The 13,719-nt window shown below is 46.5% G+C and carries 10 protein-coding genes; 5 read left to right on the forward strand and 5 right to left on the reverse strand.

Annotation, left to right across the window (positions count from 1 at the left end):
• Window positions 1–319 precede the first annotated feature (319 nt).
• The 5 genes from Q399_RS0101130 (at window position 320) to Q399_RS0101150 (ending at window position 6,894) form a co-directional block, all read left to right on the forward strand.
• Window positions 320–1,192, forward strand: a complete 873-nt coding sequence (locus Q399_RS0101130) for a BrxR family helix-turn-helix transcriptional regulator (RefSeq protein ID WP_211253140.1) — start codon at window positions 320–322, stop codon at window positions 1,190–1,192.
• Window positions 1,193–1,221: 29 nt separating this feature from the next.
• Complete coding sequence (locus Q399_RS0101135; RefSeq protein WP_031564579.1) at window positions 1,222–2,145, forward strand: metallophosphoesterase; 924 nt, start codon at window positions 1,222–1,224, stop codon at window positions 2,143–2,145.
• Between the two features lie 275 nt (window positions 2,146–2,420).
• Window positions 2,421–4,343: an AAA family ATPase gene (locus Q399_RS22300; protein WP_084164129.1), complete on the forward strand. Its 1,923-nt coding sequence runs from the start codon at window positions 2,421–2,423 to the stop codon at window positions 4,341–4,343.
• A 149-nt stretch (window positions 4,344–4,492) separates the two neighbouring features.
• Window positions 4,493–5,674, forward strand: coding sequence for an McrC family protein (locus tag Q399_RS0101145; protein ID WP_211253142.1), 1,182 nt, complete (start codon window positions 4,493–4,495; stop codon window positions 5,672–5,674).
• Between the two features lie 182 nt (window positions 5,675–5,856).
• Window positions 5,857–6,894 (forward strand): WYL domain-containing protein, encoded by a 1,038-nt coding sequence (locus tag Q399_RS0101150; RefSeq protein ID WP_031564586.1) that lies wholly within the window; start codon window positions 5,857–5,859, stop codon window positions 6,892–6,894.
• 101 nt (window positions 6,895–6,995) lie between these two features.
• Here the strand turns inward: Q399_RS0101150 and Q399_RS0101155 are convergent, their stop codons facing one another.
• From Q399_RS0101155 to Q399_RS0101175, 5 genes are all read right to left on the reverse strand, one after another.
• Window positions 6,996–7,856: an arginase family protein gene (locus Q399_RS0101155; RefSeq protein ID WP_031564587.1), complete on the reverse strand. Its 861-nt coding sequence runs from the start codon at window positions 7,854–7,856 to the stop codon at window positions 6,996–6,998.
• A gap of 318 nt (window positions 7,857–8,174) precedes the next feature.
• The gene (locus Q399_RS0101160; RefSeq protein ID WP_157836203.1) at window positions 8,175–9,359 is read right to left on the reverse strand and encodes a hypothetical protein; all 1,185 of its coding nucleotides are present in this window, start codon (window positions 9,357–9,359) and stop codon (window positions 8,175–8,177) included.
• Window positions 9,360–9,686: 327 nt separating this feature from the next.
• Window positions 9,687–11,522: a DNA recombination protein RmuC gene (locus Q399_RS0101165; RefSeq protein WP_245612798.1), complete on the reverse strand. Its 1,836-nt coding sequence runs from the start codon at window positions 11,520–11,522 to the stop codon at window positions 9,687–9,689.
• A 336-nt stretch (window positions 11,523–11,858) separates the two neighbouring features.
• On the reverse strand, window positions 11,859–12,443 hold the full coding sequence (locus Q399_RS0101170) for a hypothetical protein (RefSeq protein ID WP_031564593.1): 585 nt from the start codon (window positions 12,441–12,443) through the stop codon (window positions 11,859–11,861).
• Window positions 12,444–12,632: 189 nt separating this feature from the next.
• Window positions 12,633–13,376 (reverse strand): hypothetical protein, encoded by a 744-nt coding sequence (locus Q399_RS0101175; RefSeq protein WP_031564595.1) that lies wholly within the window; start codon window positions 13,374–13,376, stop codon window positions 12,633–12,635.
• Between the last annotated feature and the right edge of the window lie 343 nt (window positions 13,377–13,719).

The following is a 13,719-nucleotide window of genomic DNA, read 5'->3' on the forward strand; positions in this document are numbered from 1 at the left end:
GGTATCCGTCCTGCAACGTCCTGTTGAACCAACATCGGCAGTTTTCCTGCTGCCGGACCTTACTGACACATCCTCGTTCCCTGTGCCGGCAATGTGTCCTTCACTGCCTGTTGTCGCTCAAGTCCCTCAGAGCATTTCCCTCGACAATCATGCTAACAGCGTAAATTTTCGCCGCCAGAGCTGTGTTTTTAGTCATGTATTGTTTAGCTACAGCACTTGCCGGGGATGACAAATCTACATCGGCGATTTTCATTGACCGTAAAGCGGGAACAGCTTAAATTCGACTGGACTATCAATGTATTACAGAAGGAACTGTGAGATGTCTGAGCCTGTGGCGGGCACGTTGCCCTATAGCTTTGAAGTACTGATGCGCTACCGCCTGATTGAAATCATCGCGTTATGGGAAGGCCGACTGACGACAAACCACCTGTGCCAAAGCTTTCAAATCAAACGCCAACAAGCCTCTAAAGATATCAATAAATACAACAAGGACATCGCACCCGGCAATCTAGTGCATGACCCTAAACTGAAAGGCTATCGTCCTTCAGAAACGTTTAAACCTGTCTTCACGCGCGGTATCGCCGAAGAGTATCTGCTGGCACTGGCCAGCAATCGAGACATCTCACACAACTTCAGTACGCTCGATCTAGGCTTTCATCAGACCGAAATGCTGCACTCGCCGATGCGCCATGTCGACCCACAAATATTGCGGGCCCTGGTACAAGCTGCGCGGGATGGTGAAAAAATCGATATGGGCTATGTGTCGATGACATCGCCCAATGAAGAGAGCCGCATCATCACGCCGCATACGCTGGTGTGCACCCCGCTGCGCTGGCACGTGCGCGCCTACTGCGAGAAAAACCGCGCGTACCGCGATTTTGTATTAAGCCGCTTTCGCTCCATCAATGGCACAGAAGGCCAAAGCACTAACCTCAAAGACCAGGATAGCCGCTGGAATACCGAAGTCAGCATTGTATTGAAGCCTGACCATCGTCTGACCGACTACCAACGCGCCATCGTCGAACACGACTACGGCATGGTCGACGGTGCGCATACCGTGCGCACCCGCTCAGCCTTAGTGCCTTATGTGATCCAGCAATTAAACCTCGACCTCAGCAAATTGGAAATCAAACCCGAGGCGCAGCAAATCGTGGTGGATAACTTAGAAGAAGTAAAGAAGCACGCATTTTAGGCCATGTACTTTAAATAAAGAGAAGCAGTATGAATTACGACTTGATTGGAGATATTCACGGCCACGCCGAGCCACTTTTGATGCTGTTGCAACGTCTAGGCTACGAGCACGATGGCAACAGCTTCTACCATCCAAACCGTAAGGTTATCTTCCTCGGAGATTTTATTGACGGCGGCCCGGCACAACTCGAAGTGTTATCAACCGCAAGAGCAATGGTCGAACACGACCGAGCATTGGCTATTATGGGGAATCATGAGTTTAATGCGATTGGATGGGCACTCAAGGATCAGCAAGGTGAATTTTTGCGCCCACACACAGTAAAAAATCAGGGGCAGCATCAAGCATTTTTAGACGCGGTTGGAGACGGCAGTGCCGCACACCACGACTGGGTCCAATGGTTTCTAACTCTGCCGGTTTGGTTGGACTTGCCAGAGCTTCAAGTTGTACACGCCTGTTGGGATATCAAAGCACAGCATCAACTACGCCCCTACCTAACTGCGAACAATCGCTTGAACCCCGACCAGCTTACCGCCTGTTTTTCAAAAGAAACAACCGCATTTTCGGCGATAGAACAGTTGATGAAAGGTCCGGAAGTTGAGCTGCCAGCTGGCGTCAGCTTTACCGACAAATATCAGACAGTTCGGACTGAAGCGCGCTTGAAGTGGTGGTCGGCTAGTCGCAACTATGCAGAGTTACTTGCAGTACCACCGAGTGTGATTGAACACATCAACAAACTTGACCTCACAATTGATACTCACACCTTAATGGAAGGCTTTAGCAGCACTGAAAAACCAACTTTTGTTGGCCATTACTGGTTAACCGGAGAACCAGAACCTCTCAGCACCACTGTCGCATGTCTGGATTACAGCGTGGCCAGAAACGGCACCTTAGTCGCTTATCGCTTCAGTGGCGAATCCACTTTGTGCACCAGCAAATTCATCAAGCACCAGTAATACTATCTGTATGGTGCTGCGACATGGTTAAAAACACAGCTCTAGTCACTGCAAAGAGAACTCTTAAACTAGACCAGATTTCAAGATAACAGACGAGTCGCAATCACTTGTCGCATAACAAGAACAACAGCCGTACCTAAGCCAAAAAGAGCTGGGTCTCCAAGGGCTATGCAAACATCAATTGCCCCAAGCGTGCGGGCAGCATACGTTGCAAATCAACATAAGGATGATTTTGATTGACCACTTTAACTTTACAACAGCAATTCCGCCTGTTTTTGCGCAATCTGGGTTATGCCGAGAACACCATTGCTGGCTACGTGTCCGGATTAAATATTGTCTCCAAACACTATGGCAAAGACATCTATCAAATTGATGATCTGAAAGAAATTGAACAGATCCATCGCGACTACGCGTCCAGAGACGGAGAGTTGAAAAACATCGGCGGCTCGAATACTACCAATCTTCGCGGTGGCATCACTCAATGGCTGCGATTCCGGACACAGCCGCAACAAACTCCGACACCGCATATGTCTAAAGAGACTACAGAGTACGCCATGAGCAAATTACCACTCAATCAAATCCTGTTTGGCCCGCCAGGCACCGGTAAAACCTATGAAACTATTCGCGCGGCGCTCGAAATATTAGTGCCGGAAGCCGTTATCGAATATGACCGGGTACTCGGGGAGAGCAAGTCATTACAGCAGCGCAACGACGCTCGGGAAAACTTAAAAACGCGGTTTGATGAAGAATGCAATAACCACCGCATTAAGTTCGTCACTTTCCATCAAAGCTTTAGTTATGAAGATTTTGTCGAAGGTTTACGGGCGAAAACAGACAACGCTTCAGGTCAGATCCGCTATGAAGTCGTAGACGGTGTCTTCAAGCAATTGTGTGACCTCGCGAGTGTCCAGGTCACGGCGATAAACGAAGCGCCTGTCAGTCTGGCAGGTAGAACTGTCTGGAAAATGTCATTGGGCAGCCCAGCGCGTTCGGATGCCGGCATTTATGACGAATGCATTGAGCAGAATTGTATCCGGCTTGGTTATGGTGACGTCATCGATTTTACCGGCTGCAAGACCAGAGCCGATATTCAAAATCGCTTTGAAGCTGCAAGTTTCGTTTTAAGTAGCACAAGAGACTATAGCCTGACGAGTGTGACCGCTTTTGTCACCAAGATGAAACCAGGTGATATTGTTGTTGTATCGGAGGGAAATAGTAAATTCCGGGCCATCGGTGAAATCACCGGCGATTATTTCTTTAGCCCGCATCCAAGTAATGATGATGGTTATGCACAGACAAGACCGGTCAAGTGGTTACGACTGTATGCCCCGTCGTTGCCAAGTAACGAACTCTTAGAGGGCGATTTCACTCAACAAACGCTGTATGAACTGAGCCCGCCGAAACTAGACAAAGATAAACTCACCGCGCTGCTGCGCCCGGCAGACGCCGAGCAGCAGGCCGGAATTAGCAACGGGGCCCGTGTGCTGATTATCGATGAAATCAACCGGGGCAATATCTCGCGCATTTTTGGTGAGTTAATTACGTTGATTGAGCCCTCCAAGCGCGGCGGTGCTTCGGAACAACTGGCAGTGACCCTGCCATATTCCAAAACATCATTTAAAGTCCCGGATAATGTGTATCTGATAGGCACTATGAATACTGCAGATCGTTCTTTAGCTGGACTAGACCTGGCGCTACGCCGGCGCTTCAGCTTTAAAGAGATGCCGCCTAAACCGGAATTATTGGATAAAGTCTCGGTTGGTGACGTGAATATTGGCAGCTTACTACGGATCATCAATCAACGAATTACTGTGCTGTTGGATCGGGACCATTGCATCGGTCACGCTTATTTTATGCCGCTCGAACAGACACCTGAACTGGCACTGTTAAGCGAAATTTTCCAACAAAAAATCATCCCATTGCTGCAGGAGTACTTTTTTGAAGATTGGGAGCGGATCCGTTGGGTGCTGAACGACCAGAATAAATCGAACACAACCTATCAGTTCATCGTGCGTGACGAATCACTCAATTTAGGCAAACTGTTCGGTCAGGATATCAAAGTGGCGGATCGCCCTGTCTGGCGACTCAATGAGTTTGCATTCGGTAAGCTCGAGGCGTATCAGTCGGTCATCAAGGGTGCTGTTACCAATATCCAGCCGCCGATCGAAGCTGCTGAATCAACCGGTACCACTGAATGACTAACATGATCGTCGTTCGTGAGTATGCGCGGCTTACCACCGCGCCGCTCACCGCAGCTGAAATATCGATAGATCAGGCGCAAATCAGCGCTACCGCTTTTGATTGGTTGTGTGACCTCGCCGCAAACTTTCGTAGCAACGGCGCGCAATTGCTGCAGGTCGACAACCGACGTTGGTTAAAGCTGGACAATTATGTCGGCGTCCTTGAAAGCCCATGTGGCCAGGTTATCGAAGTACTTCCGAAACTATTTACAGCGGATGATTGCGTCGACACGTCTAGGCAACTGTTAGTGAAGTTGATCAGTAATGCGTTGCAACTAACGCCACGACAAGCCGGCGAAGCGAGTCTGTCACTTTATCAATGGACTTTGACTGAATGGGTAATGCAGCAATTCCTGCTGGCGTTAGAGCATCTGTTAAAACGCGGCATGCGCTTTGAGTACCAGCGCGTAGAGGAAGAACAACGCTATTTAAGAGGTCAATTGAATGTGGTTGCCCAAATGCGTCAACCACCCGGACGGCAACATCATTTTCAAATTCGACACGACGTATTTGTGCCGGACCGACCGGAAAACCGCCTGCTGAAGTCTGCACTGAAAGTCGTCTGTAAAGCGGTTAAACATCCAGACAATTGGCGTCTCGCCCATGAATTGATGAATATGCTGCACGAAGTGCCGGAAAGTGCAGATATTAAAGCGGACTTTAACCGCTGGCGAAATGACCGACTACTTGCACATTATCAGCCTGCGCGGCCTTGGTGTGAGTTGGTGTTGTACCAGCATATGCCCTTATCTATTACCGGCGGATATCGTGGGATCAGTATGTTATTCCCGATGGAAAAGCTGTTTGAAAGTTATGTTGCCGTGGAGCTTAGAAAAGCAGCGTATGCGTTCGGCGACAAAAGCGCCCTCAATACACAGCTGCGCCAACAGTCTTTATGTAGCTTTGGTGGACAGCCCGTATTTTTACTCAAACCTGATTTGGAACTTTGCATCGACGATAAACGCTGGATCATGGATACCAAATGGAAACTTTTGGACATGCAGGCACGGGACAACAAGTTCCAGCTCAGTCAGGCCGATTTTTATCAGATGTTCGCGTACGGACACAAATATCAGCACGGGCGCGGCACATTAGTTTTGATATATCCGGCATGGCAGAAGTATCCGGCAACGACCGCACCGCTCTATTTTAAGTACAGTGATACGCTGAACTTAATGGTACTGCCATTTGATTTAACCAATAAAAACAGCGCGTTGGAATTTATAGACCTACTTTGCCGCGAGGATGAAATGGCGCTTCAGCAGTTAGAACAAGCAGCAGCATTCTAAAATCCACACAATATGAAACAGCCGCCCCGGGAGTTGCAATGAAACCTTTGCTGTTAAAAAAACTACTGGCGCTCAGCCTGCAGCGGGTAGTGAGCCCGCTGCCAGTAGCAGGCTGACAATAGCGTTAGTTACTACTTAATAATGATAATAGATATAAGCCCCCTGTACTGACGAGAAATACAATGACAGATCCTTTTAATTTTAGCGATGAAGAACTATTTGATGCGCTTCCGAGCAACATGAATACAACGGCAACTTTGACTGAGATTTGCCGCAAACTATGTATTCATAAAATGCGCGATTTCGCAGCAGAGCAGCAAGGGCGGAAATTAGAACAAAAGGTGCGGCGCCATCTGCATACGCTCGCGATCAAATACCCCAAATTTATCGAAATCGATGTTGAAGCTAAACCTCAACTTTACCGCAAGAAAGCGGATATCAATGCCAGCAATAAGCAAACCATCCGGCAACTGAGTGTGCTTCAGGATCTGATTGGTCAGTATTTACCTGTTGAGCAGCAGCGAGCTTTGGAACATCAGGCTACAGAAACAACCAACTCTAACTGGAAACAATTCATCTATGTTGCGCCCGCAAGTATATGCACCGCGCCCAAATGCTCAATCGAGGTCAAAACAACGATTTACACAGCTATAGAACAACAACAAGCATTGGTATTTACCTATCTCAATCACGAGAGGAAAATTAGGCAGAAAAAATTGATGCCGTGGGGACTGATGTTTAAAGGCGAAAAAACTTATGTGATAGGAGTAGAAACTCATTCCAATGAACCTACCCCATTTGTATATGCGATGCACCGAATGAGCCATGTCAGTATATTAGACGCTGAGCCCCATTTTTATGCAAAACCAACTAATATGCTGCTCTCTGAAATCTGCCGCTCGAAAGGGCTAGATCGATTTAAAAGACCAGAAGATAAATTTATCCAGTTAACACTCTGGCTTTTCGGCTCCGCCGCTAACAATATTGATGGTACGCCAATCAGTGACGACCAGGTCGTAGTAGAGATTGCAGAAGGGGTCCGTGAACTACGAGCTACTGTATTGTGGGGAGATGAGTTAGAAAAATTTATTCGGGGTTTAGGACCAAATGCAGAAGTCATTGAACCTTTGGACTTGCGCCAAAAACTGGCTAAAGAATACGAAGAACTAGCGCTCAGATATGCAAACAATCAACAGAGAGTAATACACACTACCGCTTAAAAAGGCTACTACTGGTTAATGGGAGTTTGAAACAAGTGACGCCCCAAATCAGCAACGTCACATGGTTACATCGATAGATCTTAGCGAATACTTGGTCGAATTTAACTACGGAGATAAATCTCTGCACATTCCACCAGGGTGTTATCATGAAGAGCTAAGATAGGCGCAATTCCGTTGTTTTCATCTCGCTGATATCCCCCTGCTAGATCCCAAACCACCGGAATATTCCACTTCGCACATTCACGAAACACGATGTGGTCTCGCAACCGGAGTTGCTCAGTAGTTAAAAACCCGCCTAATGGATCGTCAATATGTGGATCCGCACCGGCCTGAAATAGTATGACATCACAGTTTTTCATACTTGCGATAACGTCAGGCAATTTTGCCAGATAAGCGTCGGCGTACTCAGGCTCAGTTTTGGTTTCATACCCCATAGAATGATGGACAATGCTTTCGCGATACCATGCCTGACTTAAAATAGATGCGGTCCCATCTCCAGGATGTACATCCAAATCCAAGATGCCAATCCGTTGAGCAAGTTTATGCATTAGCAATAACAACGAGGTGACAAGTAGGCCATTGAAGGTACAGTAACCGTAACCATCTCCATAGCCAGCGTGATGAAAACCAGATACCGGGGCAACAGCTACTTTTTTGTTGAGCATGGCGGCTTTTGCACCAGCAAACAAAGCACCAATGGTATAGAGGGAACTTTCAGCAATCGCAACATTTTTGTTACCAAATCCGTTTCTGGTAGTTCCTGCAAACACTCCATCCACATAGTCGTAGGCATGAACTAACTTCAGATGTTCGACAATTATTGGCTCAAATTTTTGAATACTTAAAGGGATGTTAAGCTTTTGCCAACTTGCGACTACATCTCGTGGTTTGCTCGTACTCGGCGAAAAACCATCCATCTCAACAATTATTTCATCTCGATAAAATACTGGGATCTCGTTCATAAAAACACCTTAATAACGCGGAGGCGGCACAAGACTGGTCAATGCGTTGCAACCAGCAACAATTTGACCGGTACGTAGGTCTATTGTGAAGTTGCCAGCGGCGTAATATCGCCCAACCCATCCATGTTCAAAGGTTCGAATTGACTGATTTCCTGAAAGCTCTTGATCTATGATTGCGTATACAGCTCCGGCTGCGTCCCGCAGATATTGACTCTCCATACTATGCACCTCGTATATTGATATTTAAACAAAACGATGTCGTTTGGGTCGACATCGCTAGTTTACCGAGGGGATGTATTAATAACTGATACGTATCTACTATACGACATCTTCTAACGTTGACTTTTGATATTCTTTCCGCAAAGAATACCAAATAGTATTTGTCGCATGAGATGTAAGATTTAAGGTTTCAATAATCAACGGATTCCGAGATTCTCTAGGGAAAGCAGCTAATTTAAAATAAAAAACCCTGAGAACTGCGGTCCCTGAGAATTTAGGGTTTAATTGTTTAAAAACCTGTATTTCATTACGTAATAAATCAAGTTTATTTCCATCGAACTCACTTAGAAGTCGTGGTCTGCCCACTTCTTTTTTTACTCTGGTACTACTTTTTCTTGTATTAGAAGTACCATAACCAATCATAAAAAGGGATGTTTCTAATGCTCTGACAAGCTTGGTTGAAGTCATATCTTTTACCATACCTGACTTGAGTAACCTTTCACCCAATTCCTGTAAAAGCCAGCTAATTTGAATGTTCTGGTCAAATCGAATCTGGTTGCTGACGGCACGAAATGCCGGAAATATCCGCTGACCTGCAACATTGGGGTTACGGCTTTCTATGTTACCTCCCCAAAGGAAGCGAAGTTCCATAGGCAAATCTTCCAAGGTTACGTGATTTTTCAGCCAAAATTCTCGTACCAAAAGCCCTAGCGCACATCCAACTCTTGAATCAAAAATGGCAAAACCAGGGGCAATTAATGCATAGACCTTGGTCACTCCTGAATCCATTCTTTGAAAAGTTGGCAGCTCATGAGCTTCGAGGTCGCCTCCGCTCATGATATGACCAAGAAAACTCTTCATTTTGCTTAAGTGCGATACAATATCAAACTCGGGATCTTTAAACTTAGCAGCGACGTGAGGTTTACTTTCTACAGCCCCCCACCGCAGGATCAAGCGACAAATGTGTTGAGCCGCTAGCTTATCACCTAAACTGATCGCATCTAGCAGACGCTTGCTAAGTTCATCAAGAACCGCACTGGTTTCGTCAAAAGACGAAATTTTACTATTCGATATAGGATCTTCTGCCGGCCAATAATATTTCTCAAAAGCGTCAATCAAACTATTACAGGTCCACGACGTCCCTTTAGCGATCCCGGTATACCTTCTGCTGTAGGATAGCCATTGATGATTGAAACCATCGGGTTTACAGCAATTTACTAAAAAGTCTAAAAATGCCGCTATATTGTGGCTTCGAATATATTCCTGTTTATTTCTGAAATCCAAAACACATCCCTCTTATTTGCATGATAGCCATTTAATTTATGATTCAACGCTGCAGATTCATAAAAGTTAACAATATTTAGCCAGTACTAACACCGGTTTTTATAAAGTTTACCGTGGTCATATGTTAAAAGTGGCTTGTATCAAAATGTGACACATGAGAAAACCTATAACGACACCCACTAACAGAACAAATAAAGCCCTCTTTAGCAAAGAGGGAGAAGACGCAAAATGACTATATTTATTAGGCACTTAGTGGTATTGCAACCTAATTTATCAACCAAGCATCAAGATGTTAACCCTGGTTCAGCAGTTACAGTAGGGCGGCAATTAAGCCTGCCCCATCTCTAACAACTCAGTGCCATGCTCCAGTTCCAATTTGGCGATTTTGACCAGTTCGGCCGGCAGTTCTTTGCTGACCGAAACGCCCAATTCGCGGAACTGTGCCGCCTGAGAAATCAAATTGCCCTTGCCGGTGCAGAGTAATTTCACTGCATCGTCGTAAGTAGTGCGCGCTTTGTCCAGTTGTTTGCCAACGCCTTGCATGCTTTCGAGGAAACTGTTGAGCTTGTTGTAAAAGCGCTCTGCCCGGTTCGCCAGCTCTGCCGTGTGCTTGTTTTGCTCTTCAAAGCGCCACAGCTGGCGCACGATGTTCAGGCTGGTCAACAGCGTGGTTGGCGTCGCGACCAGGATTTTTTGCTCAATTGCGCGTTGGAAAATGGTTTCATCGGCCCGCAATGCCTCGACATAGGCTGATTCAATCGGGATAAACATCACCACCACTTCGGGCGAATTAATGCCGGGCAAACGGGCGTAGTCTTTTTGCGCCAACTCGTTGATCCGTGCTTTCACGGCCGCTGCATGTTCTTTGAGTGCCAGTTGCCGCTCCACTTCGTCTTCTGCATTCACAAAGCGGGTGTAGGCATTTAACGACGTCTTCGCATCAATAATCAGGTGTTTTTGCTGCGGTAAATGCACGACAACATCCGGGCGATAGCGGCCCTCTTCATCGGCCAGATGCATCTCGCGCTCGTAGTCGACGCCAAGGCGTAACCCGGAGTTGTCCAACACATTCTCCAGCATCAGTTCGCCCCAGTTGCCCTGCACTTTTTTCTCGCCTTTGAGCGCTTTAGTCAGCTTGTCGGCCTGATCGGTAATTTGTTTGTTCAGCGTCTGCAGGTTCTCCAACTCCGTGCGCAGTTTGACCCGTTGCTCGGTTTCCTGTTGGTGAATGGTCTCGACCTTGTTTTTAAAGCCTTTGAGTTCTTCATGAATGGGATTGAGAATACCGGCGACACTTTCTCGGTTCAGCTCTTTAAACTGCGCACCTTTTCGCTCAAGAATTTCATTCGCCAGGGTCTCAAATTCACGTTTAAGCTCGGCTTTACTGTCTGCCAGTAATTGCAGCTGCTGCGCGAAATGCAGCTCTTTTTCAGCAAGGCGCGTGTTCAGTTCGCCATAGTTTTGTTTCACCGCATGCAGTTCTGCAGTGGCACTGTCAAGTTGCTCCACCGTTTGCTGATAGCGCTGTGATAGTTCCTGTAATGCCACGCCGTTGGCTGCTAACGACGCTTCTGCGGCGCTTAAATCCCGTTCGGACTGGCCACACCGCAGGCGCAGCGCATGTAATTCTGTCTGCGCCTGTTGCCGCGCATTGACAACTTCTGCACGCTCGGCCTGCATCGCGTCCAGACTAGTTTTCAGCTCAGAACCCTGCACCTGCAGCGCTGCATTTTGTTGCTGCGTTTCCAGTAATGTTTGTTCGGTTTGTTGCAATTTTTGCTGGCTGTACAGCAGCTGAGGGCGGACCGCATCAAGCTCTGCCGTTAGCGCGGCCGATTGCTCGCGCAGTTTGCCGGCGTCAGCCTGCAAGGCCGTTAACTGGCTTTGCTGCTGATCTCTGGCTTGCTGTAACTGTTGTTGCTGTTGCTGCGACGCTTCGCGCTCCGCCTGAACACGACTGTGCACCACCTGCAACTGCTGCAGCTGCTGGTTCAATGCCTGCAACTCCTCGCGGTTGCGGGACAACTTCAAATCCTTGTCCTGCCGATCCTGCACAACCAGAGCCAGCTCTGCCTGCAAGGTTGCAGCACGCCGGCCAGCCCAGAAATAAACCAAAGCGACACTTAGCAAAGTGACCAGCGCCGACATCATCCATATTTCCATCAAAATAATCCTCAAGTAAGCCCTCGTGCACTGTATCAATTTCAGCCACAGATGAAATGCTGTTTATATGCACATGTAGCCTGAGATTACAGATGTGGACAAATTGCATCCCAGCGAATAGCGCGACTCATAACAAACCTGTGCGCATAAATTGGAAGTGAATGCGGGATGCCTGTTGCTCTTTCAAAATTTTGTTTTGCCATAGGTAGTCAATTTGCAAGAGATTTAGAAATGTGGTGGCGGAGGTAATAGAAACTATCTACTTAACAGATCGTTCCGCTGGAAAGGGAAATGCGACCCGCAAAAACAAATAGCGGGTCGCGAAGTCGTTAAGTGTTACATCATTGAGGTTGAAGTGAATGAGGTAAGCTTTTCATCTAGTTCGCTCAACTGATTGACTAACCTGTATACGGTGTCGCACACGTCCTCTAAGTGCGTATCCTCGTTAAAACGAAAGGTGGTTCCGACAACTAAGCGGTCATTTGAACCTTCGGTTATCACCAACAAACCAGGGGATTCTTGCACGGCATGAGCAAGTGATTGGTGGTGACGATTGAACATCATGGTAAATCCAAGATGCTGTGTTGGCGCTGTTGGAGCAGTCCAACACTTGGGTTTAGAGCTATACACAACCAGCGCTCCAAATGGCATCGGGACTTCCAGCATAATCCCAATGGCAGGGTTGCTGGCCACGGGACGAAAACACATGTTAAAACGAGAAAGCATCAGGAGGGTAAACACTTTTGGGCTGATGCCGATAACGCTGTCTTCGAACGGGTCGTTGCCGTCAATGACGCCTGTATGCGCGCCTTTGAACACCAAAAAAATATGCTTGCTGAAGTTCTCCATTTCCTCGTCGTGACTAAAATAGCTCAGGTTAAACAACGACAATGTGTCGTCTTTCATCGTTGGAAAGTTCATATGTGTCCCCTTTTGGTTGAATGAACATACCGATGAAAACACAGAAAAAAATTGACGCTACAAAACGGAATTTGGTGTTTATCAGGAGGAAAGTCCGACTTTTTTGGTTATGGTGTTGACCTTTCCCAAAGTTTACGGCGTACAACTCATTGCATCGAAGTGCAAGAGTTGCACGCTTTAAAACGGACGTTATTGCTCTGACAATAGCTCTGGTTCTGTAAATTCAAACTCAATTAATTGGTAGTTTGAGCCGATTTTTTCCAGTTTATACCGTCCATGGACACCGCGACCGTAACAGCGACCTCTAATGATCTCAAATGATGTTTCAACTGAGGCTTTGACTCGAACTTTGTCGAAATGACAATTGAAAATCGGATCGGGATTAATAATGAACGACAGATCACTGAGCTGGAACAACTCTGCAATGCCTTGACCAACAAGCGGTGGCTCGGAGAAAAGCTGAGACCTAGCGACGATCGTGTGGTCGTAATCTGACAGTGTCACGGCATCACTCCCCAGAGGGAGACTGTATGGATTATCCAGATTTTTAATACATGTCATCACTTGCTTAAAAGCTGGTTTGAAGATTGGTTTTTGCCCATCGTTAATTTGACGAACGTAGTTGTTATAATCGGACTCCAATTTAAGTTGGCTTTTTTCAAGCTGCGCTTTGACGACCTCAAGTTCATCAACCTTAAAAAGAATGTCTAGCTGTGAATCCTCGGAGTAATTCGTTTGCGCACAGATTTTCAGAGTTCCATCGCCATCGCTGAAAACAAACAACTGGATGCCATTTACATTATTGTTATTTAGCAAATTCAGGTACAGATTTTCGGTCGTGATTACCTGTTCAACGAGCTTTTTAAATTCCTTCAAATTTATAACACCGGCTGTCCAAAATTGCTTTATGTCAAAACTGCAGAGCGTTTGCATTTTGTCTCTCCTCAACAAAGGTGCTGGAATACTGACAAAGCATAACTGCGAAAAAGACCACAATTTTTTGGCAGCGTTATCAGTTTTGAGTGCTCTGTGTAAGTTTTTTCATTAATGGGCGATGTAATGTTGTTTAAACTGGTTATTGCAGGTGTGGATGTAAGTGTTAAATTTTTCATTTCGGCCTCTTTGTGTGACTGCTCGAAGAAAATCTTAACTGCAATAAAGAAGGTGTCTGATATTGGACGATACTTTTTCGAGGGGTCTAACTTCCAAGCTATAAAGTTTGTTCTGTAAAATTGCGGACGGTTGGATCTTCAGAGAGATATTGCTGACGATAAAA

The sequence above is a fragment of the Rheinheimera texasensis DSM 17496 genome (assembly GCF_000711985.1).
Taxonomy (GTDB): domain Bacteria; phylum Pseudomonadota; class Gammaproteobacteria; order Enterobacterales; family Alteromonadaceae; genus Pararheinheimera; species Pararheinheimera texasensis.